The 24,657-nt window shown below is 73.9% G+C and carries 19 protein-coding genes; 5 read left to right on the top strand and 14 right to left on the bottom strand.

Features of this window, described 5'->3' with window-relative positions:
• Positions 1-139: 139 nt before the first annotated feature.
• Both ACIBH3_RS09485 and purD read right to left on the bottom strand, forming a co-directional pair.
• Complete coding sequence (locus ACIBH3_RS09485; RefSeq protein WP_396311345.1) at positions 140-1,831, bottom strand: hypothetical protein; 1,692 nt, start codon at positions 1,829-1,831, stop codon at positions 140-142.
• A gap of 898 nt (positions 1,832-2,729) precedes the next feature.
• Positions 2,730-3,980 (bottom strand): phosphoribosylamine--glycine ligase, encoded by a 1,251-nt coding sequence (purD, locus tag ACIBH3_RS09480; RefSeq protein ID WP_396311344.1) that lies wholly within the window; start codon positions 3,978-3,980, stop codon positions 2,730-2,732.
• A gap of 504 nt (positions 3,981-4,484) precedes the next feature.
• Between purD and ACIBH3_RS09475 the strand changes: the two genes are divergently transcribed.
• Complete coding sequence (locus ACIBH3_RS09475; protein ID WP_396311343.1) at positions 4,485-5,276, top strand: SLATT domain-containing protein; 792 nt, start codon at positions 4,485-4,487, stop codon at positions 5,274-5,276.
• Between the two features lie 79 nt (positions 5,277-5,355).
• Here ACIBH3_RS09475 and ACIBH3_RS09470 read toward each other — a convergent pair whose 3' ends face one another.
• The 3 genes from ACIBH3_RS09470 to ACIBH3_RS09460 form a co-directional block, all read right to left on the bottom strand.
• On the bottom strand, positions 5,356-6,003 hold the full coding sequence (locus tag ACIBH3_RS09470) for a hypothetical protein (protein ID WP_396311342.1): 648 nt from the start codon (positions 6,001-6,003) through the stop codon (positions 5,356-5,358).
• 87 nt (positions 6,004-6,090) lie between these two features.
• Entirely contained in the window at positions 6,091-7,023 is a 933-nt protein-coding gene (locus ACIBH3_RS09465) for a GntR family transcriptional regulator (RefSeq protein ID WP_396311341.1), read from the bottom strand.
• Between the two features lie 151 nt (positions 7,024-7,174).
• Complete coding sequence (locus tag ACIBH3_RS09460; protein WP_396311340.1) at positions 7,175-7,972, bottom strand: carbon-nitrogen family hydrolase; 798 nt, start codon at positions 7,970-7,972, stop codon at positions 7,175-7,177.
• A 169-nt stretch (positions 7,973-8,141) separates the two neighbouring features.
• Between ACIBH3_RS09460 and ACIBH3_RS09455 the strand changes: the two genes are divergently transcribed.
• Positions 8,142-8,963 (top strand): maleylpyruvate isomerase family mycothiol-dependent enzyme, encoded by an 822-nt coding sequence (locus ACIBH3_RS09455; protein ID WP_396311339.1) that lies wholly within the window; start codon positions 8,142-8,144, stop codon positions 8,961-8,963.
• 111 nt (positions 8,964-9,074) lie between these two features.
• Here the strand turns inward: ACIBH3_RS09455 and ACIBH3_RS09450 are convergent, their stop codons facing one another.
• The 3 genes from ACIBH3_RS09450 to ACIBH3_RS09440 form a co-directional block, all read right to left on the bottom strand.
• Positions 9,075-10,433 (bottom strand): nitrate/nitrite transporter, encoded by a 1,359-nt coding sequence (locus tag ACIBH3_RS09450; protein WP_396311338.1) that lies wholly within the window; start codon positions 10,431-10,433, stop codon positions 9,075-9,077.
• A 62-nt stretch (positions 10,434-10,495) separates the two neighbouring features.
• Complete coding sequence (locus tag ACIBH3_RS09445; RefSeq protein ID WP_396311337.1) at positions 10,496-11,728, bottom strand: M64 family metallopeptidase; 1,233 nt, start codon at positions 11,726-11,728, stop codon at positions 10,496-10,498.
• 230 nt (positions 11,729-11,958) lie between these two features.
• Entirely contained in the window at positions 11,959-13,197 is a 1,239-nt protein-coding gene (locus ACIBH3_RS09440; RefSeq protein WP_396311336.1) for a benzoate/H(+) symporter BenE family transporter, read from the bottom strand.
• A gap of 209 nt (positions 13,198-13,406) precedes the next feature.
• On the opposite strand from ACIBH3_RS09440, the gene ACIBH3_RS09435 reads away from it, so the two are divergent.
• Complete coding sequence (locus tag ACIBH3_RS09435; protein ID WP_396311335.1) at positions 13,407-14,387, top strand: LPXTG cell wall anchor domain-containing protein; 981 nt, start codon at positions 13,407-13,409, stop codon at positions 14,385-14,387.
• Positions 14,388-14,502: 115 nt separating this feature from the next.
• Here ACIBH3_RS09435 and ACIBH3_RS09430 read toward each other — a convergent pair whose 3' ends face one another.
• Genes ACIBH3_RS09430 through pdhA form a run of 3 tightly spaced genes read right to left on the bottom strand, consistent with a single transcriptional unit; the run spans position 14,503 to position 18,136 of the window.
• Positions 14,503-15,987 carry a dihydrolipoamide acetyltransferase family protein gene (locus ACIBH3_RS09430; protein WP_396311334.1) on the bottom strand — a complete coding sequence of 495 codons (1,485 nt, stop codon included), beginning with the start codon at positions 15,985-15,987 and terminating at the stop codon, positions 14,503-14,505.
• A gap of 14 nt (positions 15,988-16,001) precedes the next feature.
• Positions 16,002-16,976 carry an alpha-ketoacid dehydrogenase subunit beta gene (locus ACIBH3_RS09425; RefSeq protein WP_396311333.1) on the bottom strand — a complete coding sequence of 325 codons (975 nt, stop codon included), beginning with the start codon at positions 16,974-16,976 and terminating at the stop codon, positions 16,002-16,004.
• The gene (pdhA, locus tag ACIBH3_RS09420; protein ID WP_396311332.1) at positions 16,976-18,136 is read right to left on the bottom strand and encodes a pyruvate dehydrogenase (acetyl-transferring) E1 component subunit alpha; all 1,161 of its coding nucleotides are present in this window, start codon (positions 18,134-18,136) and stop codon (positions 16,976-16,978) included. Before pdhA ends, ACIBH3_RS09425 begins: the two co-directional genes overlap by 1 nt.
• 379 nt (positions 18,137-18,515) lie before the next feature.
• Between pdhA and ACIBH3_RS09415 the strand changes: the two genes are divergently transcribed.
• Both ACIBH3_RS09415 and ACIBH3_RS09410 read left to right on the top strand, forming a co-directional pair.
• A complete protein-coding gene (locus ACIBH3_RS09415) occupies positions 18,516-19,175 on the top strand; it encodes a response regulator (RefSeq protein ID WP_396311331.1) in 660 nt (219 codons plus the stop codon).
• A gap of 55 nt (positions 19,176-19,230) precedes the next feature.
• Complete coding sequence (locus tag ACIBH3_RS09410) at positions 19,231-20,316, top strand: phosphotransferase enzyme family protein (RefSeq protein ID WP_396311330.1); 1,086 nt, start codon at positions 19,231-19,233, stop codon at positions 20,314-20,316.
• A gap of 97 nt (positions 20,317-20,413) precedes the next feature.
• On the opposite strand, the gene ACIBH3_RS09405 is transcribed toward ACIBH3_RS09410, so the two are convergent.
• From ACIBH3_RS09405 to ACIBH3_RS09395, 3 genes are all read right to left on the bottom strand, one after another.
• Positions 20,414-22,078 carry a protein kinase gene (locus ACIBH3_RS09405; protein WP_396311587.1) on the bottom strand — a complete coding sequence of 555 codons (1,665 nt, stop codon included), beginning with the start codon at positions 22,076-22,078 and terminating at the stop codon, positions 20,414-20,416.
• A 194-nt stretch (positions 22,079-22,272) separates the two neighbouring features.
• A complete protein-coding gene (locus ACIBH3_RS09400; RefSeq protein ID WP_396311329.1) occupies positions 22,273-23,703 on the bottom strand; it encodes a protein kinase in 1,431 nt (476 codons plus the stop codon).
• Between the two features lie 214 nt (positions 23,704-23,917).
• On the bottom strand, positions 23,918-24,523 hold the full coding sequence (locus tag ACIBH3_RS09395) for a bacterial proteasome activator family protein (RefSeq protein WP_396311328.1): 606 nt from the start codon (positions 24,521-24,523) through the stop codon (positions 23,918-23,920).
• Between the last annotated feature and the right edge of the window lie 134 nt (positions 24,524-24,657).

Here is a 24,657-nt window from a genome sequence, read left to right as displayed (position 1 = left end):
CCGTTGCGGCCGGCGCGACCGGGCTCCGCGACCGGCCGGACGGGGGACGCCGACCGGCCCGCGAGCCGAACGCGGGGGCGGGCCGGGGCGGTCGTCGGAGCGGTGGTCGAAGAGGTCGTCGAAGAGGTCGGGGCCGAGGTCAGAGCCGGACGGGCTTCTCCAGCCGGACGCCGACCGCGTCGAGCCAGGAGCGCAGCGGAGCGTCGTCGCCCTGCTCGACCGCCTGCGCCACCGGCCCCGCCAGATCGGTGCGGCGGACCCCGCGGATCAGCAGCACCGGCCCGTCCAGCCAGTCCAGGCCCGGTGCGGCCCCGGCGGTGTCGACGGCGGCGCAGCAGACCATCGCGGTGACGTGCTCGACCAGCAGGTCCCGCCCGGTGCGGGCGGGCTCCAGCGGCGAGACCGGTACGGCCGAACGCCCCAGCTCGGAGGCGAGGGCGGCGGCCAGCGGCTCACCGTCACCGTCGGCGAGCCGGGCGAGCAGCCGGGTGAGCGTCGGGCCGCCGGGGCGGGACTGCGGGGCGAGCCGGTCCAGCGTGCTCTGGACGGCGGCGGCCCGGACCCGCCAGCCGACGTCGACCACCTCGGCCGGGTAGTCGGCCCAGTCCAGCCCCTGCCAGGCACCGGGCAGGACGCCGGGCGCGGGCCGGGACACGGCCGCGGAGAGCGCGGTGGGAGCGAGCCTGGCCGGTGATCCGGACGGGGTGCCGGACGGGGTGCCGGACGGCCGGCCGAAGAAGAGCTCGGCGGCGAGCAGCGAGACCGCCGTGTCGACGGCCCCCGGCTCCTCCAGCAGATCGCAGGCGGGACGGTCGCCCAGCCGGTTCCCGTAGCCGTCGGCGAGCCGGTCCCGCCGGGACAGCTCGGTGAGCGCCGCGACCACCCCGGCGTTCAGGTGCGACGGGTGCCGGCCGAGCTTCCAGGCGGGCAGCGCCACCCGGGTGAGCAGGCGGTCCCACCCCGCGTAGGCGAGGCCGACCTGCTCCTGGGCGGCGATCCGCAGCCCGTAGTCGACCGCCTTGGCCTGCTCGGAGGCCCACCAGGCGACCGAGCGCTCCAGCTCGGCGCAGTGCTCGCGGCAGGCGCCCAGCAGCCGCCTGCTGATCCGGTCCACCAGGGCGGCCGCCGGATCCCGGCGCACCCGGCCGGAGCCGGACTCCCCGCCGGCCGGACCGCTGACCGGGTCGGGGCCGGCCGCGGGCCCCACCACCAGTGCGGCGTCCAGGCCCCGGGCGAACCGACGGGCGGCCGCGATGTCCGGATCGGCCGAGGCCGCCGTCCCCGCCACGACGGGCGCGAGCAGCGCCCGCAGCTCACCGACCCGCATCCACCACAGGAAGGGCGAGCCGATCACCAGGACGGGGGCGGGCTGCTCCTCGGCCCGCCGTCGGCCGCCCGGCAGGCCGAGCAGGCGGGAGGGGCGCGGCAGGGCCACGTCCTCCAGCCAGCTGTCGCAGTCGGGCGTCAGCGCGATGGCGGACGGCGCGGGGACCTCCAGCCGGTCGGCGAGATCCTCGATCAGCCGGTACAGCTCGGGCGCGGCCGCCCGTGCGACGGGGACGGCCGGGGTCCGTGGCGGGGTGGCCCGGCGGTAGGCGCGGGCCACCAGGCCGGACACCACCAGGGTGACCACCGCCACCGCGCAGACCGCCCAGCGGACGGCGTCCCAGGCCGGGGCGTCCGGTGAGCCGGGTGCCCCGAGCCGGCCGGTGAACCGCCCGGCGAGCAGCACCACCGCCAGGGCGGCGGGCAGTGTGGCGGCGGCCAGGGCGAGGCCTCTGATCCGCAGTACCGCCTGGGCGTGTGCGCGCGCGCTGTCGACAGCGGCCATACGGTGCGGCACCCCCTTCGGAGTCCTCCGGTGCCCGGCTAGGGGCACCCGAGGCGACTCGAAACGATCAGTATCCGATCGGGAAACGGCGGCGTCCGATCCCGGTTGTGCTTCCTGCGTGGCGCATCTGACAGTTTTGACGCCCGCGTGCGGGTGGGTGTTCCGGATCGCCCCGGTTCCACTCGTCCCGGTGACGACAACACGCGTTCCGGGCATCCGGGGCCGGTTCCGTGCATAGCCCCGGGCCGCGACGGCGGACCCGGACCGGATCGGCGCACCGAGCCGCCAACTGCCTCCAGCATCCCCCCGCACGAGCGCCGCTACCCGGCGGCGATCACAGCACCACGACCCGCGGCACTGCGATCCAGCGCACCATAAGGCCGTTGGCGCGACTGCGTCAGCCGGATGCCGGGGCTATCACTCGAAGGGCTGGAATCCGGCGGCCAATCGGTGTGGCGGCGGGACTCGCATGATCCCCGGCACAGGGGAGCGCCTTTTGGGGCTCGGCTCGCCTCCGGGGCGCTCTCCTCATTTGGCGCTCGGCTCGCCTCCGGGGCGCTCTCCTCATTTGGCGCTCGGCTCGCCTCCGGGGCGCTTCAGCCCGGCGCCGACGGTCGTCGCTCCCGCGCTCCCTCGTGCCTCGGTCGCTTCCTCGCTCCTCCCTTTCGGCACCGGCGCGCCCCTTCGGCTCGCTCGCGGGGGCAGCGGGGGGCTCAGGTCAGGAACGCGCGGGGGGCTGAGGTCGGAGAAGGCACGGGGGGCTCAGGTCAGGAACGCGCGGGGGGCTGAGGTCGGGGAAGGCGGGGGCCGGGGCAACGGTGGGTGCAGTGGTGCGGGTATGGCGCGGCCCACGGCTCCCGTTCGGGGGCCGTGGGCCGGGATGGCGCGGTTTCCGGGGTCAGCCGGTGGCGGCCTTCAGGGCGATGTCGGTGCGGTGCTGGCCGCCCTTGAGGCTGATCCGCTCCAGCGAGCCGTAGGCGCGGTCGCGGGCCTGGGCCAGGTCGGTCCCGGTCGCCGTGACGGAGAGTACGCGGCCGCCGGCGCTGAGCACCTCGCCGCCGTCGCCGACGCGGGTTCCCGCGTGCAGCACGTAGCTGGTGCCGTCGGCGGCCTCGGCCTCGGCGAGGCCCTCGATCGGGTCGCCGGTGCGCGGGGAGGCGGGGTAGCCCTCGGAGGCGATCACCACGGTGACGGCGGCACCCTCGTCCCAGCGCAGCGGCTCCAGCTGGTCGAGGGTGCCGGTGGCGGCCGCGTGCAGCACGCCGGCCAGCGGGGTGCGCAGCCGCGCCAGCACGACCTGGGTCTCCGGGTCGCCGAAGCGGGCGTTGAACTCGATCACCCGGGTGCCGCGCGAGGTGAGCGCCAGGCCCGCGTAGAGCAGGCCGGAGAACAGGGTGCCGCGGCGGTGCAGCTCGTCCACGGTCGGCTGGAGGACGGTCTCCAGGACCTCGTCCACCAGTCCCTCGGGGGCCCAGGGCAGCGGCGAGTAGGCGCCCATGCCGCCGGTGTTCGGGCCCTCGTCGCCGTCCAGGGCCCGCTTGAAGTCCTGCGCGGGCTGGAGCGGGAGCACGGTGACGCCGTCGGTGATGGCGAAGAGGGAGACCTCGGGGCCGTCCAGGTACTCCTCGATCACCACGCGCTCGCAGGAGGCGGCATGGGCGAGCGCCTCGTCGCGGTCGGAGGTGACCACCACGCCCTTGCCGGCGGCCAGGCCGTCGTCCTTCACCACGTACGGGGCGCCGAAGGCGTCCAGCGCCTCGGCGGCCTCGGCCGGGGTGGTGCACACGTAGGAGCGCGCGGTGGGGACCCCGGCGCCGGCCATGACGTCCTTGGCGAAGGCCTTGGAGCCCTCCAGCTGGGCGGCCTCGGCGGACGGGCCGAAGACCGGGATGCCGGCCGCGCGCACGGCGTCGGCGACACCCGCGACCAGCGGGGCCTCCGGGCCGACCACGACCAGGTCGGCGGCCAACCGCCGGGCGAGGGCGGAGACCGCCGCGCCGTCCAGCTGGTCGACCGGGTGGACCGTCGCCACCTGCGTGATCCCGGCGTTGCCCGGGGCACAGTGCAGCTCGGAGACGGCGGGATCTTGGGACAGAGAGCGGCACAGGGCGTGTTCGCGGGCGCCGCCGCCGATGACGAGGACCTTCACGCTTGGAAGGGTAGTCGGTGGCGGATCGGGGCCGCCGCTCGGCTCCGTCGAAAACTCCAATCGCGCCACTGCTATCCGGCTTCTGTTTGGAGGAACATCCAGGAGCGGGCGCCGCAGGTGCGCACTCCGTTGCGGGGTCAGGACGGCGGGTCACCGGCCGCTCGCTCGGAAGGGTGAAATCTCACCGCCCCCCGCAACCCTCCCACCTCGGCATCCTGAGGTCATATCCGATAACGATCATTGGAGAAGCGACCCCACGGTCAGCCATTTGGCGGTAAGAAGTGCTGTTGGACAACCACCGGCCCGGTGCCGGTGCGCGAACCTGACGGGTGACCCACACTCGCCCGCGCGGCATCGTGCGTCCGATGCGCCGCCCGAGTCCCGCCGCCCCGCCAGGGCGACGAGGCTCCAGGGCGACACACCGTCAGGCCGAGGCCACACCCACCACGGGGTCGGCCCGGCCGTCAGAGCCCAGCAGTCAGCCCGCCACAGGGAGCCCCACAGGTGAGCCAGCCGGAAATGCAGCCCGAGGAGAGTCCCTGGGGCAAGGAGGTCGGCGAGGAGGACCAGCCCACGGCGATCAGCGCCGCCACGGGCCGTGCGTCCACCCGCCGCCGTACGGATCTGAGCGCCCGCCAGTTCCCGCTCGGGGACTGGGGTGAGCCGGCCGAACGGCTGGAGGAGCTGTACCGCTGGTCGGAGGAGCGGGCGGTCGAGGCGATCGACTGGTACCGGTGGGATCGGGTCTGGAAGCGCCGCTGGGCGCGCCTGCTGAGGTTCGGCTCGGCGGGCTTCGCGGTGGGCGGCGTGACCGCGCCGCTGGTCGCGCTGACCGGAGTCGCCGACCGGGCGGCGAGCTGGGGGTACGTCGGGCTGGCGCTCTCCGCCGCCTGCTACGGGGCGGACCGGGCGTTCGGGCTGACCTCCGGCTGGATGCGGGACGTCAGCACCGCGCAGGCGCTGCAGCGGCGTCTGGAGGCCTTCCAGTTCGACTGGGCCTCGGAGTGCGTCCGCGAGGTGCTCGGCCCGACCGAGGGCACCGCGGGCGAGGCGGCCGAACGCTGCCTCGGCGTGCTGCGCCGCTTCTGCGAGGACGTGTCGGACATGGTCCGCACCGAGACCTCGGAGTGGATGCTGGAGTTCCGGGCGAGCATGACCCAGCTGCCGACGCAGGCGCCGGGCGCCTGGGGCGGGCGGAGCGAGTCGGGCTCGGGCGCACAGGTGCGGGCCCTGCCCTCGCCCGGCACCCGGCCCACGATGCCGCGCCAGCGGCCGCCGGAGGGCCCGCTCCGCTGAGCACCGGCCGGTCGACGGCGGCCCCACCGGTCCTGGGCGGCGCCGGGGCCGGCGCCGCCCAGGACCGGTGGGGCCGGGGTCAGGCGAAGACGATCATCGAGCCCTGAGTGAGGCTGCGGGTCGCCGCGGCGTAGAGCCCGGCCCAGGCGTGACGCTCACGGGCGTACGGGTGGAAGTCGTCCAGCGGCGGCCCGAAGGGCTGTTCCAGCTGGGTCGGGCCGAGCGGCCGGGTCGGGTCCGGCGGGTTGAACGGGTCGATGCCCAGCACCGGGGCGACGGCCTGGAGCTCGCGCAGCAGCCCGTGGGTGGAGCCCAGCGGCCCACCGGCGGCCAGCAGCGCATCGTCCACCAGCGGGACGGGGAACTCGATCGGCACGTACGCGCCGGCGTGGTCGAAGTGCCAGACCAGGTGGGACTGCTCGGCGCTGCTCTCGAACATCTCCAGCAGCTGCTCGTAGTCACCGCCGAGCGCGTCCACCGGGGTGAGTTCGAAGCCGGTCAGGCTCAGCAGATAGGCCCGGCGCAGGAAGTGCAGGGAGTCGTAGTCGAACGCGGCTATCGGCTCGACCGCCCCGCTGATCCCCGGCACGTACTGGTAGATCGGCACCTCGGGCAGACCGTGTGCGGTGAGGGCGGCGTTGTAGACCGCGAGGTCGTCCCGGAACGGGTTCTCGGGGCTGTGGCTCAGGACGTCCACGAGCGGGACGAGCCAGAGGTCGCAGGCCATGGGCCGGCTCTTCCTCTCCGGACGGCGGTGCCGGCCGCACGGTGGCGGACGGCTGATGGGCATGGTCGGGTTCGACGACCGCCCACCCTACCGGCCCGGCGTGCGGCGCGGGTCGGGCTCCGGCAGAGGCGCGGGAGCGGGGCCGCGTGCGGACGGCGTCGAACGCGGTTGCGGCACCGTGCCGAATCGGACGTCACACGAGGAGTCGAACGCCCGGGCGGACTCCTGGCCCGCCGCCTGCTCCCCGTCGGCCGACGGCTGCTCCGGCGCACCGGCGTCCTGTTCGGACGCGGGGCCGGCCAGCAGCGGCAGCACGGCGACCGACTCCGGCGAGTGCCCGGTGAGCCCGGCCAGCAGCCGGAAGGTGTACAGGTTGTACTCGTTGATGATGAGCCGCGCACCGTCCAGGTCCCGCGCCTCGATCGCCGCCACCAGATCCAGGTGCCTGTCCCAGCAGACGCGCTCCAGCCCGGACATCGCACGCAGGTACGGGGCCGCGAACATCCAGGACTGCACCCGCAGCCAGTCCAGGTAGTCGGCGATCCTGCCGTTGCCGAGCAGCAGGCCCGCCTCCTGCCAGAACCTGCGGTCGCAACCGACCAGCACGTCCAGCTGCCCGGCCCTGGCGGCCCGCACGGCCGCGTCGGCCCGACGGCGCAGCGACGGCAGCCGGGAGGTGTCGGCCCGCTCGGGGTGGGAGGCGAGCAGGCGCATCGCGCTGTCCGTGAGCATCGTCCTGGCCTCGAAGATCTCCAGGAAGTCGTCCCACCCGAACTCGGGGACGGTGAAGCCCCGGTGGTGCTCGGCCCGGAGCAGCCCCTGCGCGGCGAGGTCCACCAGGGCCTCCCGCGCGGGGGTCGCCGACACCCCGTAGAGCTCGGCGATCTCCTTGACGGTGAAGTTGCGCCCCGCGGCCAGCCGCCCGGCCATCATCTCCTCGCGCAGCGCCCCGGCGATCTGCTCCCGGAGGCTGTTGCGCTGGATGGCGGAGCGGCTCCCGCCTGCGCCTGCGCCGGACATGCGCGCGACCTCCTCTCGGGCGGCTGAAACACGACGGCGGCTCATCTTCTCAAATTTGCCCATGCCGTGTACAAGAGCACCAACAACCGCCATATCCGGATTCACGCGCCCGCCCCGGCCGGGCCCCACCCGGGGCCCCGACGGGGCCGGGTCAGCGCTGGACCGGCGCCGGGATGCCCAGCAGCCGGTCACGCTGCACGGGGAACTCCGCGCGCGCCTTGGCCACCTCCGCGGGGTCGAACTCCACGGTGAGCACCTCCTCACCGGCCCCCGCCTGGGCCAGCACCCGGCCCCACGGGTCCACCACGATGCTGTGCCCCGCCTGCTCGACACCGCCGTGGGTACCGGCGGTGTTGCACGCCAGCACGAACGCCTGCTCCTCGACCGCGCGGGCCCGGCTGAACAGCGTCCAGTGCTCGCGCCGCCGCTCGGGCCAGGCGGCCGGGACGACCAGCAGCTCGGCGCCCGCGTCCAGCAGCGCCCGGAACAGCTCGGGAAAGCGCAGGTCGTAGCAGGTGGCCAGGCCCAGGACGCCGAAGTCGGTGGCGGCGGTGACGATCTCCTGCCCGGCGCCCATGACGATCGCCTCACCGCTGTCGAAACCGAAGCGGTGGATCTTCCGGTAGGTGTGCACCAGCTCGCCGTCCGGGGCGAACACCAGCGAGGTGTTGTAGATCGGCCCGTCCGGGTCGCGCTCGACGATCGAGCCGGCGTGCAGCCAGACCCCGGCCGCCCGTGCGGCCGCCGACATCGCGTCCGAGGTCGGCCCGTCCAACGGCTCGGCGCCGTCCGACCAGAGGTCGTGGGCGAAACCCCCGAGCGCCCAGAGCTCCGGCAGGACCACCAGGTCAGCCCCCTCCTGGGACCGCACCAGCGCCGCGGCGCGAGCCCGCCGCTCGGCGGGTGGCTCGGAGTCGGAGACCGCGAGTTGGATCAATGAAGCGCGCACAGTACCACCGTCCACGGCAAGAGTCCTACGATCGTCACCCGAAAGCGCTGCCTGCTCTCTCCGGGCAGCGTAACGTGCGGTTAGCGCGTGCGCCCGGAAGCCGCCGTTCCCGGTCTTCCGCAGTCCTGGGCACGCGTGTAGGGCAGCTGACGGAGGGCCGGAGATTCCCGTGACGGACAACCAGACCGTGCAGGCGTACACCGATGCGTGGACCCAGTCCATCGAGTCGATATCGGAACTGGTGGCGCCGCTGCCCGCCGACGCCTGGAACCGGGCCACCGAATGCCCCGGCTGGTCCGTACGGGATGTCGTCTCGCATGTCATCGCGTTCGAGTCCGAGCTGCTCGGCGATCCGCGCCCGATCCACTCGCTGCCGCGTGATCTTCGGCACGTGACCAACGAGTTCGCCCGGTACGTCGAGCTGCCGGTCGACAAGCGCCGCTGCCACACCTCACCGGAGATGACCGGCGAGCTGGAGTACACGATCATCCGCCGCTCGCGCGCGCTGCGCACCGCGCGGTACGAGCCGAACGAGCAGGTCCGCTGGCCGGCCGGCCCGCTGTCCCGCGACCTGCCGTACCACGAGCTGCTGCGCCTGCGGGTGTTCGACGTCTGGGTGCACGAGCAGGACCTGCGGCGCGCGCTGCACCGGCCCGGCAACCTGGACTCGGCCGCCGCCCTGGTGACCCGCGACCACCTGCTGGAGGGCCTGCCCAAGGTGATCGCCAAGCGCGCGGGCGCCCCCGCCGGGAGCACCGTGGCCGTCGACGTCACGGGCCCGGTCGAGTTCCTGCGCAGCGTCCGGGTGGACGCGAACGGGCGCGGCTCGCTGGACACCACCATCAGCCTCGCCCCGGACGTGCGGCTCACCCTGGACTGGGAGACGTACGTCCGCCTGGCCTGCGGCCGGGGGCGCCCCGGCCCGGTCCGGATCGACGGCGACGAGGAGCTCGCCGCCCGCATCCTGGCCAGCTTCGCCCTCACCCCGTAACCCCGGCCGCCGCCGTACCGGCGCGAAGGCACGACCCCGCGCCGGTACGGCCGCGCGCACTCCCGTCCGACGCCGGGCCGCCCGGTGGACCACGCGAGTCCTCTGCGGGGCCTATGCGGGGGCGAGCCGGCGGCGCAGGCGCAGGATCATCGTGGTGCCCAGCAGCATGGGGGCGTACAGCCAGCAGAAGGCCCAGCGGTAGGCGTGGGCCGAGTAGCCGCTGCCGGGGGAGAGGGCGTCCAGGAGGATCCCGATGCCGAGCAGGGTGATCATCGTCCCGATGAAGCCGCCCATGTTGGCGATGCCCGAGGCGGTCCCGAGCCGCTCGACCGGATTGTGGGAGCGGGCGTAGTCGAGGCCGACCAGCGAGGCCGGGCCGTTGCTGCCCATCACCAGGATGATCGTCACCAGCAGCCAGAGCGGCGGACGGGCGCCCGGCCAGGCCAGGACCAGGGCCCAGCCGGCGGCGGTGGCGGCGATCACCGTGAGGGTGATCGGCATCCGGGCGCGCGCCGAGCGGGAGAGCAGCCGGCCGAAGAGCAGTCCGAAGGACATGTTGCCGAGGACCAGCAGGGTGAGCAGCCCGCCGGCCTGGGCCCGGGTCATGCCCTGGCCCTCGACCAGGTAGGGCAGGCCCCAGAGCAGCGCGAAGGCGTTGCCGGGGAACTGGGTGGTGAAGTGTACCCAGAGGCCCAGCCGGGTGCCCGGCTCCCGCCAGGCGGCGCGGATCTGCGCCCGCACCGCGGGCCTCGGCCCGGCCGGCGCGGCGGGTGCGACCCCCGGCGTGGGCGGCTGCCCCGCGGGGGACTCCCGCAGCAGCAGGGCGACCAGCGCGAAGACCCCGGCCCCGAGCAGCGCGACGGTGGTGAAGGTGGCCGTCCACCCCCGGCTGTGCAGCGCCCCGGCGAGCACCACCGTGGTGATCAGGTTGCCGCCCATCCCGGCGAGGCCGGTGAGCTGGGCGACCAGCGCGTTCTTGGCCGCCGGGAACCACCGGGCGGCGATCCGCAGCACGCTGATGAAGGTCATCGCGTCGCCGCAGCCGAGCACCGCCCGGGAGAGCAACGCGGGCCCGAAGGCGGAGCTGAACGCGAAGGCGAGCTGCCCGGTGCTGAGCAGCACCACGCCGAGCAGCAGGACCCGGCGGGGGCCGAAGCGGTCGACCAGCAGTCCGACCGGGATCTGCATCGCCGCGTAGACCAGCACCTGGAGGATCGAGAAGGTGGAGAGCGCCGAGGCACCGATGCCGAAGCGCTCGGCGGCGTCCAGCCCCGCGACGCCGAGGCTGGTGCGGTGGATCACCGCGAGGACGTAGACGCTCACCCCGATCGACCAGGCGAACCAGGCGGCCCGGCCGCCGGGCGGGGTGTGCGGCGCGCTCGCGGGGGCGGCGGGGAGCGCGGGCTCGGGGCTGCGCCGGGGACCGGGGACGGGCAGCGGACGGGCGGTACTCGCGGGGTCCACGGTCATAGCTCGCCAGCGTAGTCATCCCATCATCCGACGCCCATCCCGGGGTCGGACACGAAGCACCCTCAGCCCCGGAGCGTCCAGGACACCGTGCGGGTCATGAAGCGGTCCCGGAAGGCCTCGTCGCGGACCCAGTCCGTGGTGTCCCGGACCACCGCCGTGACCGTCACCGTCCGGCCCGGCTCCAGCGGCAGCAGGGCGGTGTCCAGCCAGCTCCGGTCCGCCGCCTGCGGCTGCACCGGCAGCCCGTCGATCTGCCAGTCGATCTTCATCGTCCGCCCGCCGGCCAGCGGCAGCGGACGGACCTCCAGCCGGGGCCGCCCGGCCACCTCGCCGGCCGGCGGCTCCGGGTTGTCGGCGGGCCGCACCCGGCGGTAGAGCTGCTCGATGATCGCCTCGCGCGAGGGCAGGTTGTAGGTGCCGCCCAGGGTGCGCATCACCGAGTCCTGGGTGGGCCGGTAGACGCCGTTGGCGCTGCGGTACGCCCCGACCGTCCCGCCGCCGTCCGGGGACTGCGCGCCCAGCCAGCGCCACCACTTGAGCTGCTTGCTGCGCATCTCGTCGGCGTTCGCGGTGGACAGGTTGGGGTAGTCGGCGTCGTCGGGGGCGCTGTCGTACTCGTCCCCCAGATCCCCCACGGTGTGGCCTATCTCGTGCTGGATGATCCGGCCCGCGTCCGGGCTGCCGCCCGCCAGGGTGGTGACCCCGGTGCCGCCGGCCCCGCCGTACTCGGTGGAGTTGGCCAGCGCGATCAGGTACTGCGGGCCCTGCCCGTCCCCGGCGAAGCGGGCCGCGGCGTCCTCGTCCGCGCAGAGCAGCCGGGCGGTGCCCTCGCACCAGAAGTGCATGCCGAGCGGGGTGGCGGGCTTGCGCCCGTGGGGGTCGCTCTCGGAGATGCCGGAGACCGCGGAGACGACCTCGACCCGGCGTATGTTGAAGAACCCCTGGTAGGTGCGGAACGGCTCGATCTCCATCAGCGAGCGCCAGGCCAGGTCCGCCTGCCGGCGGAAGAGATCCTGCTGGTCGCCGGTGTACCCGTCGCCGAGCAGGACCAGCGTGATCCGGTTGGCCGGATCCCCGGTGCGGCGTATGTCGACGGTGGGGGCGGTGCCGACGGCCCGGAACTCGGCCCGCAGCCCCGCGTGCGGGGGCACCGCGCGGTCGGCGGGGGCGCCCGCGCCGATCACACCGAACGGGGAGGGCGAGGCCAGCTCCAGCGCCGCCGGCAGTACGGCGGCGGACACCAGCATGAGCGCGGCCAGACTCCGGACGAGACGGCCAGGGTTGCCAGGCGGCATACGGGTGCGTCCTCGGTGCTCCGGTCACCCGGCGGTCGCTCGGGTGGGGGTCGCGAAGACGTACCCCGGCGGCCGGGGTGCCCCCACCGGTCGGCGCAAATGTCACCGACCTGGCCGAACGAGAAGGACCACACCAGTCATACCGATGACTCCGCAGAACCGCGTGAACCCGTAGAACCGCACACCGAACCACCAGCCCTGGCCCTGACCTCGGGCCCCCGGCCTCGGGCTCAGGCAGCCGGCGACGGCCGCCGGCGGGCGCTCAGCGTCAGGTGCGTACCCACACCCAGCAGCAGGCCCCAGAACGCCGAGCCGATCCCGAACAGGGTCATCCCGGAGGCGGTGGCCAGGAAGGTCACCACCGCCGCGTCCCGCCCGGACTCGTCCGCCATCGCGCCGGCCAGGCTCCCCTGGAGCGAGGCCAGCAGCGCGACCCCGGCGACGACCGCGACCAGCTCCTTGGGCAGGCCGGTGAAGAGACTGACCAGCACCCCGCCGAAGCTGCCGACCACCAGGTACAGCACCCCCGCCGACATCCCGGCGACGTACCGGCGCCGCGGGTCGGGGTGGCTCTCCGGGCCCGCGCAGATCGCGGCCGTGATGGCGGCGACGTTGATGCCCGGCGAGCCGAACGGCGCCAGCAGGACGGAGACCGCGCCGGTCGCCCCGATCAGCAGCCGGTCGTCGGGCCGGTAGCCGCAGGCCCGCAGGACCCCGAGGCCGGGCGCGTTCTGGGAGGCCAGCGCGACGATGGTGAGCGGCAGCGCCAGCCCGACCAGGGCGGGCCAGGAGAGCCCGGGCGTGGTGAGCACGGGCCTGGTGAGGCCGCCCGAGCCGAAGTGCAGCGGCAGCCCGACGGTGCCGGCCGCGAGGACCGCGCCGGCCAGCAGGGCGGCCGGCACCGCGTACCGGGGCGTCAGCCGCTTGGCGAGCAGGAAGGCCGCGAAGCTGCCCAGCACCAGCACGGGGGCGCCGTGCACCGCGGCGAAGACGCCCGCGCCGAAGGAGAACAGGATCCCGGCCAGCATGGCGTTGACGATCCCGGCGGGGATCGCCCGGATCAGCCGGCCGAACAGCCCGGTGACCCCGAACAGCGCGACCGCCACCCCGCTGACCACGAACGCCCCGACGGCCTCGCGGTACGGGTACGCGCCGAGGCTGGTCACCAGCAGCGCCGCGCCCGGTGTCGACCAGGCGGTGATCACCGGGGTCCGGGTCCACCAGCTGAGCAGCAGGCAGGTCAGGCCGCTGCCGAGGGCGACCGCCCAGATCCAGGAGGCGGTGTGCGCCTGGTCCAGCCGTCCGGCGGCGGCGGCCGCGAGCACCACCACGAGCGGGCCGGAGAAGGAGACCACGATGCAGATGAGGCCGGCGAGCAGCGCCGGGAGGGAGGTGTCGTGCCGCAGCGAGTAGCGGTGCTCCGGGTCCGAAGTGCCCGTCACGGCCTGGGTTGTCAGCTGGTCTGCCATCCCGGCAGTATCCCGGAGCCGGCCCGCGGGTGATCCTCGAAAAGAAACCTCGGAACCACCTGCAACCCCCGGCGGGGATGGACGTCTTTAGGGATGAAGGCACGGAGAGCGAGACCGGCGGGACCGGGCACGCTCCACTGCTCAGCAGGAGCGGACCGGCCACCTTCACCCAACACACCGTCAGCACCATGTCCCTGGGGGAACACATCATGCGCGCGCCCGTTATCTCCGCTTTCACGAAGAACGTCCCCTCGCTCTCCCGCCGTTCCGCCGTCACCGCCGGCGTCGCCGCACTGGTCATCAGCGCCGGGCTGCCGCTGCTGCCGGGGGCCGGCGCCGCCTGGGCCTGCGGGGACGATCGCTTCTCCTCCCCGCGGACGACCGACGGCGCCGAGGAGCGTGGCGAGATCGTCCACCCCGCCGGCGAGTTCAAGCCGTTCAGCTTCGACACCATCGCCGCCGACGGCAAGTGGGTCGAGGTCGGGCTGTCGATGACCAACACGAGCTCGACCGACCAGTCGATGGCTCACCCCACCTTCGGCCTGATGGCCTCCAAGGGCGCCGCCATCCGGGCGAAGGACGTCACCGTCGAGGTGATGCAGAACGGCACCTGGAAGCGGCTCGGGACCACTCCGGGCTGCGGTCCGACGATCGATGCCGAGACGAACGTCCTCGCTCAGCCGCTGCCGCACGACCGGGCCGCCAACTTCATGTTCCGGATCGCGCTCTCGCCGGACTCCCCGCAGAGCCAGAGTGAGCTGATGCTGGTGACGGACGCGTGGGGAACGACGGCTCGCTACGCCGGGCGTTCGGATCTGCACACCCTGAAGATCACCCACCCGAAGGCCGCGCCGGCCGCCGCCAAGCCCACCGCCACCGCCACCGCCAAGCCGTCGGCGGCCCCTGCCAAGCCCGCCACCCAAGCCAAGCCGGCCGCCCCTGTCGCTGCCGCGAAGCCGGTGGCCGAGCAGAGCCCCGCCCCGGCGGTCACCGCCACGCCGGCGGCCACCACCCCCGCCGCCCCGACGGCCGCCGCGCCGACCCCCACCGCCGCCGCTGCGGCCACCGCGGAGCTGGCGCAGACCGGGTCGAACGGCTCCAACGGCCTGCTGGCCGGCGCCGCCGCCGCGGTCCTCGCCCTCGGCGCCGCCGCCCTGTTCGCCGTGCGGCGCCTGCGCAACCAGGCCTGAGCGTCCGCACGGAGAACCGGCAGGGCCGTACCCCTCACGGCGGTGAGGGGTACGGCCCTGTTCGGCAGGTTCGGTGCCTTGACGCGTTCGGCGCCTGCGGCGCCGGATCCCGGGGTCAGCCCCAGGTGATCAGGCGCTTGGGGCGCTCCAGCAGCGCGGCGACGTCCGCCAGCACCTTGGAGCCGAGCTCGCCGTCCACCAGACGGTGGTCGAAGGAGAGCGCCAGCGTGGTGACCTGACGCGGCACCACCTTGCCCTTGTGCACCCACGGCATGTCCCGTACCGCGCCGAAGGCCAGGATGGCGGCCTCGCCGGGGTTGAGGATCGGGGTGCCGGTGTCGACGCCGAAGACGCCGACGTTGGTGATCGTGACGGTGCCGCCCTGCATGTCGGCGGGCGAGGTCTTGCCCTGCCGAGCGGTGTCGATCAGCTCACCGAGCGAGCGCGCCAGGCCGGAGAGCGTCCTGCCGCCCGCGTCCTTGATGTTGGGCACGATCAGGCCGCGCGGGGTGGCCGCGGCGATGCCGAGGTTCACCTGCCCCTTGATGACGATCTCCTGGGCCGCCTCGTCCCACTGGGCGTTGATCTCCGGGTGCCGCTTGATCGCCGTCAGCAGGGCCTTGGCGACCAGCAGCAGCGGGCTGACCCGGACGTCCGCGCCCAGCTCGCCGGTCTCCTTGAGCCGACGGACGAACTTCATCGTCCGGGTGACGTCGACCTGGACGAACTCGGTGACGTGCGGGGCGGTGAAGGCCGAGGCCACCATCGCCTGCGCGGTCGCCTTGCGTACGCCCTTGACCGGCACCCGGATGTCGCCCGCGCCGGCCGTCCCGGCGAAGACGGACGCCGCGAGGACGGGGGCGGGCGCCTGCTCGGGAGCCACCTCGGCGATCGGCGCGGCGGCGGGCACCGCCACGGGAGCGGGCGCCGGCGCGGCGGCCGCGTGCACGTCCTCGCGGGTGATCACGCCGTCCCGGCCGGTCGGGGTGACCGTCCTCAGGTCGATGCCGAGGTCCTTGGCGAGCTTGCGCACCGGCGGCTTCGCCAGCGGCCGCTCACCGGCCGTGCCGGTCGGCTGCTCGGGCAGCACCGGGACCGGCATGGGCACGGGCACCGCCACGGGGGCGGGCGCCGCGACCGGAGCGGCGGCAGCGGGTGCCGCCGCGGCGGACGCCGCGGCGGTCCGCCGGGCCCGGCGCTGCGTGCCGCCGGTGCGGGGGCCGTAGCCGACCAGCACCTCGCGGCGCTCCGGCACCGCCTCCTCGACCGGCCCCGGCACGGCGGCCGGAGCAGCCGCCGGGGTGGCCGCGGGGGCCTGGACCGCGGCGTCGGCGTCGGCCGCACCGGCCACCGCCACCGAGATGATCACGGTGCCGACGTCGACCGTCGACCCCTCGGGGAAGAACAGCTGCTCGACCGTCCCGGTGAAGGGGATCGGCAGCTCGACCGCGGCCTTCGCGGTCTCCACCTCGCAGACGACCTGGCCGTCCGTGACGGTGTCGCCCGGCTTGACGTACCAGCTGAGGATCTCGGCCTCGGTGAGCCCCTCGCCGACGTCGGGCATCCTGAACTCGCGGAGCGAGCGAACTTCGGTGGTCATCATCGCTCCTGGGATCAGTACGCGAGCGCGCGGTCGACGGCGTCGAGCACGCGGTCCAGGTCCGGCAGGAAGGCCTCTTCCACCCGGGACGGCGGGTACGGCGCGTGGTAGCCGCCGACCCGCAGGATCGGCGCCTCCAGGTGGTAGAAGCAGCGCTCGGTGAGGCGGGCGGCCAGCTCGGCGCCCATGCCCATGAAGACCGGCGCCTCGTGCACCACGATGCCGCGGCCGGTACGCCGCACCGACTCCTCCAGCGTCGCGAAGTCCACCGGGGAGAGCGAGCGCAGGTCCACGACCTCCAGCCGGCGGCCGTCCTCCTCGGCCGCCGCGGCGGCCTCCTGGCAGACCTTGACCATCGGCCCGTACGCGATCAGCGTGGCGTCGGTGCCGGGGCGCACGATCCGCGCGTCGTACAGGCCGAGGTCGGCCGAGTCGCCGACCTCACCCTTGTCCCAGTAGCGGCGCTTGGGCTCCAGGAAGATCACCGGGTCGTCGGACTCGATGGACTGGCGCAGCATCCAGTGCGCGTCGTGGGCGTTGGAAGGGCTGACCACCCGCAGGCCCGCGGTGTGCGCGAAGTACGCCTCGTGGGACTCGCTGTGGTGCTCGACCGCGCCGATGCCGCCCGCGTACGGGATGCGGATGGTGACGGGCATCTTGACGTGCCCCAGCGCACGGGCGTGCATCTTGGCGAGCTGGGAGACGATCTGGTCGAAGGCGGGGTAGACGAAGCCGTCGAACTGGATCTCCACCACGGGCCGGTAGCCGCGCAGCGCGAGGCCGATCGCGGTGCCGACGATGCCGGACTCGGCGAGCGGGGTGTCGATGACCCGGCTCTCGCCGAAGTCCTTCTGCAGGCCGTCGGTGATCCGGAAGACGCCGCCGAGCTTGCCGATGTCCTCGCCCATGAGCAAGGTCTTCGGGTCGTTCTCCAGCGACTTGCGCAGGGCGTCGTTGAGCGCCTTGGCGATGCTGAGCTGACCTGCCATCAGAGGTTCTCCCCGCCCTCGAAGGACGCCGCGTAGGCGATGTACTCGGCCCGTTCCTCGTCCACCAGCGTGTGCGGCTCGGCGTAGACGTGGTCGAAGATCAGGGTCGGGTCCGGGTCGGGCATGGAGCGGACGCCCTCGCGCACCCGCAGACCCAGCTGCTCGCTCTCGGTCTCGACGGAGGCGAAGAACGCCTCGTCGGCCAGGCCCTCCTTCTCCAGGTGGGCCTTGAGGCGGGAGATCGGGTCCTTGGCGCGCCAGGCCTCGGTCTCCTCGGCGAGCCGGTAGCGGGTCGGGTCGTCGGAGGTGGTGTGGGCGCCCATCCGGTAGGTGAACGCCTCGATCAGCACCGGGCCGTTGCCGCTGCGGGCGTGGTCCAGCGCCCAGCGGGTCACCGCGAGGCAGGCCAGCACGTCGTTGCCGTCCACCCGGACACCCGGGAAGCCGAAGCCGGAGGCGCGGCGGTAGAGCGGGATCTTCGTCTGGTTGGTGGTCGGCTCGGAGATCGCCCACTGGTTGTTCTGGCAGAAGAAGACGACCGGGGAGTTGTAGACCGAGGCGAAGGTGAAGGCCTCGTTGACGTCACCCTGGCTGGAGGCACCGTCGCCGAAGTACGCGATCACCGCGTCGTCGGCGCCGTCCCGGGTGATGCCCATCGCGTAGCCGGTCGCGTGCAGCGTCTGCGAGCCGATCACGATGGTGTAGAGGTGGAAGTTCTTCTCGTTCGGGTCCCAGCCGCCGTGGTTCACGCCGCGGAACATGCCGAGCAGGTTCAGCGGGTCCACGTCCCGGCACCACGCGACGCCGTGCTCCCGGTAGGTCGGGAAGGCGTAGTCGCCCGGGCGCATCGCGCGACCGGAGCCGACCTGGGCTGCCTCCTGCCCGAGCAGTGACGCCCACAGGCCGAGCTCGCCCTGGCGCTGCAGCGCGGTGGCCTCGGCGTCGAAGCGCCGCACCAGGACGAGGTCGCGGTACAGCGCGCGCAGCTCGTCCGGGGTGGTGGCCAGCGGGTAGTCCGGGTGCTCCAGCCGCTCGCCCTCCGGGGTGAGCAACTGTACGAGCTCCGGCTGCTGCGCCGCTGCCGCGGCGAGCGCACTGTGGGTGCCAGGGACGCCGGGGGCGGCCTTCTTCTTCGCCCTCGCCGTGCTTTTGACGGTCACGTTCACTCCTCGGTCTGTCCGGCCGCCCGGGGTCGCCGGTGACCGGTCCGGTCACCGCCCCGCGGGGCGCGCGTGGGTGTGCGCGCCGAGTGCGGGGCAGGTGGTGATCCTTCTCCGACGGCGTCCCTCACGAGAACGTTACCCAGCAACACCTTGCGGTGCGCCGGAGCTAGGACGTCCTAGCTGTTCACGTCCCGAGGGCTGCGGGTGTGGCGCAGCTCTCACATCGGTGCCGTCAGGACACCAGCGCACGCTATCCGGGCAAAGGCCTCCGCGTAAGGGGGTACAGGGCATCGGTTTTGCCTTCTCCGGCGGGATCGGACGGGAGGGCCGCTGCGGACCATGGGCCTTTTGTGGACCGATATGGGAGTCTTTGGGCGTGACTGGAAACGGACAAATCCGGGTATTCCTACTTGATGATCATGAGGTGGTCCGCCGAGGCGTCCATGAGCTGCTGAGCGTCGAGGAGGACATCGAGGTGGTCGGCGAGGCCGGCACCGTCGCCGAGGCGCTCAGCCGGATCCCCGCGGTGCACCCCGACGTCGCGGTGCTGGACGTACGGCTGCCGGACGGCAACGGGGTCGAGGTCTGCCGGGAGGTCCGCTCCCGGCTGCCGGAGATCAGGTGCCTGATGCTGACCTCCTTCTCCGACGACGAGGCGCTCTTCGACTCGATCATGGCCGGCGCCTCCGGCTACGTGCTCAAGGCGATCCGCGGCACCGACCTGATCGCCGCCGTCCGGGACGTGGCGGCCGGCAAGTCCCTGCTCGACCCCCTCGCCACCAGCCGGGTGCTGGAGCGGCTGCGCGCCGGCGGGGAGAAGGAGGACGGGCGGCTCGCCCAGCTGACCAAGCAGGAGCGCCGCATCCTCGACCTGATCGGCGAGGGGATGACCAACCGCCAGATCGGCAACGAACTGCACCTGGCGGAGAAGACGGTCAAGAACTACGTGTCCAGCCTGCTCGCCAAGATGGGCATGGAACGGCGCACCCAGGCCGCCGCGTTCGTGGCCCGCCACCAGGCCGACCAGCAGCACTGATCACACTTCTGACGACCTGTCAAGGGCCCCCGCCTGGGGGCCCTACGCTGCGGCTGTGACGTACAGCCAGACCCTCGCCTGCGCCCCGGCCCGCCCCGACCTCTCCGCACCGCCGATAGGGACGCTCAGTCCGCCCGTCCCGCCGGCCGTCCTCGGCGGGGTGCTGGAGACCCACCGGGTGGGCCGGCCGCTCTCCGCCGTACCCGTCGCGGAGGGGCTGCTCAACCGGGGGTACCGGGTCACCACCGAGGCCGGTACGTACTTCCTGAAGTGCTACGTCGACGCCGCCACCGCCAACCGCCCCGCGATCGTCGCCCAGCACCGCGCGAGCGCCGCGCTGCACGCCCTGGGCCTGCCCACCTCACCGCCGCTGGCCGACTCCGACGGCCGGACGGTCACCGCCCACGGCGGCCGGCTCTTCGCACTGTTCCCCTGGGTGGAGGGCGGCCACCGGCACGGCACCGAGCTCGAAACTCCGCAGTGCGACGAGCTGGGCGCGCTGCTCGGCCGGGTGCACGGCGCGCTCGACGAGGTCTGCGCCCCCACCGCACAACCCGCCGGCTACCGCACCGCCGACCCCCACGACAGCGCCAGGATCGCCCGGGAACTGCGCCGCCGGGCCCGCGCCCGGCGGCCGCACGGCGCCTTCGACGAGCTCGCCGAGCGGCGGCTCACCGAGCGGCTCGACCTGCTCCGCGGCTACGCCCACCGCCGGCCCGCCCCGCACGCCGCACCGCCCACCGGCTGGACCCACGGCGACTTCCACGGCCTCAACCTGCTCTACCGCGGCGGCCGGGTCGCGGCGGTCCTGGACTGGGACAAGCTCGGCCGCCAGCCCCGCGCCGAGGAGGCCGTCCGCGGCGCCACACTGCTCTTCAACGACCCGGTCGGCGGCGTGCTCGATCTCGTCCGGGTCCGCCACTACTCCCAGGCCTACCGGGCCACCGGCGCCGCCACCGCGGAACAACTGGCGGCGGCCACGCACCGGGTGTGGTGGGAGCGGCTGAACGACTTCTGGATGCTCCAGTGGCACTACCAGCGCGGCGACCACCGCGCCGACCCGCTGTTCGCGGCTGCGGCGGGGCAGCTGGCGTGGTGGTGCCAGGAGTACGAGCAGGTGCTGGACGCCTTCGCGAACTGAGCCCCGGCCTGGGAGCGGCCCGGGAACAGCACCGCCCGGCCCCGGTCAGGGGGCCGGGCGGCGGCGGTTCGGGGCCGATGGTTCCGGGCCCGGCCGGTCAGGGGGCCGGCGGCGAGGCGTCCGGCGTCGGCGGCTTGGGCGTCGTGGTCACCGGGGGCGGGTTCCCGGTGCCGGTGGGCGTGCTGGTCGCGCTCGCCCCGCCCGTCGGGGTCGAGGTCGCCGAGCTGCTCGCCGAGGCCGTGGCACTGGGCGACCGGCTCGCGGTGGCCGACGGCGACATCGGCTGGGTCGGCGCCGAGGTGTGCCTGGTCGTCGGCTGTGAGGGCACGGTGTTCTGGTTGTCGTTGGGCACCGGGGTGGTCGGCCGCCTGGTCTGCGAGGTGGACGGCGGCGCCGTCGGCGAGGGGGCCGTCCCGGTGGTCGGCGGGGCCGAGGTGGTGGTCGCCACCGGCACGCTGGGCGAGTTGTCCTTCGTCCCCGGGCCGTGGCTGCCGTTCACCGCGAGGGCGATGCCGATGCCGGCCGCCGCGACCACCGCCACCACGCCCGCCACCCAGCCCCAGAGCTGCCGGCGCGGGTGCTCGTCGTCCCCGTCGTCGTCGTAGCGCCCGCTGCCCGGCTGGTACGGGCCGGACGGGGTCCCGTACCCGCCACCGGACTGGTACGGCAGCACCGAGGTCGGCTCGCCACCGCCCACGCCGCCGAGTGGGGCCGTCATGGCCGTCCCGCCGCTCGGCGAACCCGGGTAGCCGCCCGTCCCGTTGCTGGGCGTGCTGCCGGGGCCCTGACCGGCCGCGGCCAGCCCGGCGGCGGCAGCGGCGGCGGCCGCCGCACCGGCCGCGTAGCCGGCGCCGGCCGTACCGTGCATCTCGCGCAGCGCGTGCTGGAGGTGGGCCCGGAACTCGTCGGCGTCCTGGAAGCGGTCGTCCGGGTTCTTCGCCAGCGAGCGCAGCACCAGCGCGTCCAGCTCGCCCGGCACCCGGTGGTTGGCCTGCGAGGGCGGTACGGGGGTGTCCTGGACGTGCTGGTAGACCACCGAGAGCGGGGTGTCGCCGGTGAACGGCGGGCGCAGCGTCAGCAGTTCGTAGAGCATGCAGCCGGCCGCGTAGAGGTCGGAGCGGTGGTCGACCGGCTTGCCGAGGGCCTGCTCGGGCGAGAGGTACTGCGGGGTGCCCATGACCATGCCGGTCTGGGTCATGGTGCTGGCGGCGCCGGTCAGCGCGCGGGCGATGCCGAAGTCCATCACCTTGACCGCACCGGCGGTCGTGATGATCACGTTGGCGGGCTTGATGTCACGGTGCACGATGCCGTGCCGGTGGCTGTACGCGAGCGCCTCCAGGACGCCGGCGATGATGATCAGCGCCTGGTCGACCGGCGGCGCCTCCTCGTCCACGAGCAGCTCGCGGACGGTGCGGCCCTCGACCAGCTCCATCACGATGTACGGCGTGGACTCCTCGCCGACGTGCTCCTCGCCGGTGTCGTAGACCGCCACGATCGAGTGGTGGTTCAGGCCCGCGACGGACTGCGCCTCCCGGCCGAACCGCAGCCGGGCGATGTCGTCCTGGGCGAGTTCGGGCCGCAGCAGCTTGACGGCGACGGTCCGGCCGAGCCGGACGTCCTGGGCGGCGAACACCTCGGCCATGCCGCCACGGCCGAGCCGGTGGGTCAGGCGGTAGCGGCCGTCACCGACGGTGCCCAGCGGCGCGGCCGTGCCGCGCCCGGGCGTCTGCGGGCCGCCCCGGCCCCCGGCGGACGAAGACATCGCAGCGGTCGGGCCGGTGCCGTCGGCCCAACCGTCCTCCCGGTCACCCTCGTTGTCGCCCGGCTGATGCGTGTTTGCCATCGCTCCTCGCCCCGGGCCTTCGCTCGGATCGCGGTCGCCCTGTCGCTTCGTATCCCTAGAACGCTACCGCCTCGGGCAGCCCGTCGTGGCCCGGCCCGTCCGGGCCGCGCACGTCAGACGAGGCCGCCGTCGAGCGGGCCGAGGTCCTCGGTGTGCAGAACGGTGGCGGGACGAGGAGCGTACTTGGTGCTGGAGTTACCGTCATCCGCCTTGGTGATCACGATGGCCATGATGATGACCGCGAGGACGATCACACCGAGGATGATCCCGACGATCACCAGCGCGGTGGAGCAGCCGTTGCTGTTCTTCGCCGGGGCGGGCACCAGCGTCGGCATCGGCATGGGCATCGGCTGCGGCATCGGCATCGGAGCCGGGGTGTGCGCCTGCTGCGGGAACGCCGGCGGCGGCGTCCGGTACTGCGGTGGCGGGGTCTGGTACTGCTGCTGCGGTGGCGGCGTCTGGTACTGCGGCGCCTGCGGGAAGGCCGGCGGCGGGGTCTGCGGCCCGTACGGCGGCGGGGTGGCCTGCTGGTACGGCTGCTGCACGTGCGGGGCCGGCGTACGGATGTCGCCCGGCACCTGCGGCATACCGGTGAGCGAACCGGAGGCGTGCGCGGAACGCGGGCCCTCGCCGATCACCAGCGGGGTGCTGGCCTGGAGCGGGCTGCCGGAGCCCCCGAGGACCCGCTCGACCTCCTCGCGCATCGCCTCGGCGGTGGGGAAGCGGTGCGCCGGGTCCTTGCGCAGGGCGCGCGCGACCAGGGCGTCGATCGCCGGGGTCACCGCGCGGTTCAGCGAGGACGGCGTCGGCGGCTCCTCCTGCACGTGCTTGTACGCGATCGAGAACGGGGAGTCCCCGTCGAACGGCAGCTGGCCGGTGAGCAGCTCGAACAGCATGCAGCCGACCGAGTAGAGGTCCGAGCGGGCGTCCACGCTCTTGCCGAGCGCCTGCTCCGGCGAGAGGTACTGCGGGGTGCCGACGACCATGCCGGTCTGGGTCATCGAGGTGACACCGGACTGCAGCGCGCGGGCGATGCCGAAGTCCATCACCTTGACGACGCCCTTGCGGTCGAACATCACGTTGCCGGGCTTGATGTCGCGGTGCACCAGGCCGGCGTCGTGCGAGGCCTCCAGCGCCGCCAGCACCCCGGCTGTGATCTTCAGGGCGCGCTCGTTGGGCATCGCGCCGTGCTGGGCGATCTCCTCGTTGAGCACGTCGCGCAGCGGCTTGCCCTCGACGAGCTGCATCACGATGTACGGCGTGGTGGCGCCGTCGGCCGCGACGTCCTCACCGGAGTCGTAGACCGTGACGATGTTGGTGTGCTCCAGCCGCGCGACGGCCTGCGCCTCACGCCGGAACCGCTCCCGGAAGGACTGCTCGCGGCCGAGCTCGGTGTGCAGCGTCTTCACCGCGACCTGACGGTCCAGGACCCGGTCGTACGCCAGGTGGACGGAGGCCATGCCGCCCTCACCGAGCAGGTGCTGCAGCTCGTACCTGCCGTTGCCCAGGGAGTAGCCCTGACCCGCGGTGCCGTCCTCGCTCATGGTCCTCTGCTCCCCCTCGGCGCGGTGTGCGACCGCCGCCGTGACGTCTCGTCTCGTCCGTACCGGATCCGGCGGCCTCGCCCGGCCCGCCCGACCCCCGCCGCGGCCTCGGCGGGCCTGCGACAGGGGTCAGGGTATCGGCTCCGGGCGTCACCGCTCTGTGCAGGGCCGACACTGTACCCAGGCCCCCGGCCTTGTACCCGCCGCCAGTGGCTCAGAGGTACGGGCCGGACCGGATCCCCCGGCCCTCGCCTGGCTCCTCGCCGTCGTGCTCGCCGCCGTGCAGGCCGGGCGGCAGCGCACGGCGCATCTGCTCCAACTGCGCCCGGGCGGCCATCTGCTGGGCGAACAGCGCGGTCTGGATGCCGTGGAACAGCCCCTCCAGCCAGCCCACCAGCTGGGCCTGGGCGATCCTCAGCTCGGCCTCGGTCGGGATGGTGTCCTCGGTGAAGGGCAGCGAGAGCCGCTCCAGCTCCGCGACCAGCTCGGGGGCGAGGCCCAGCTCCAACTCCTTGATGGAGCTGGCGTGGATGTCCTTCAGCCGGACCCGGCTGGCCTCGTCCAGAGGCGCGGCCCTGACCTCCTCCAGCAGCTGCTTGATCATGCTGCCGATCCGCATCACCTTGGCCGGCTGCTCCACCATCTCGGTGACCGGAAGTTCACGCGGCTCGGCGCCCTCGTCCGCTCCGAAACGGGCGAACCCCTCGCCGATGGGCAGCCCGTCCGGTCCGACGACCAGCACCTTCGGGTTGTCGTCGGACTGCCCGGCCGACGCCTGGTACAACTCCTGCTGCGAGCGCTCGTTCATCGGCTTCGTCATGAACAGCATTCTCCCTCACTGGGGTTGGTCCGGCTCAAGCCCCCGCGGGCACGACTCTGCGGCCGGGCGGGGTCCGCGCCAGGCGGTGTCACCTGGGACGCTGCCGACCGGCCCGTGGTTCCGGCAACCGTGGA

It is taken from the genome of Kitasatospora sp. NPDC050543 (assembly GCF_044457565.1).
GTDB lineage: Bacteria > Actinomycetota > Actinomycetes > Streptomycetales > Streptomycetaceae > Kitasatospora.
Note: the sequence above shows the minus strand (reverse complement) of the source record. Positions and strands in the feature narration are given on the sequence as shown.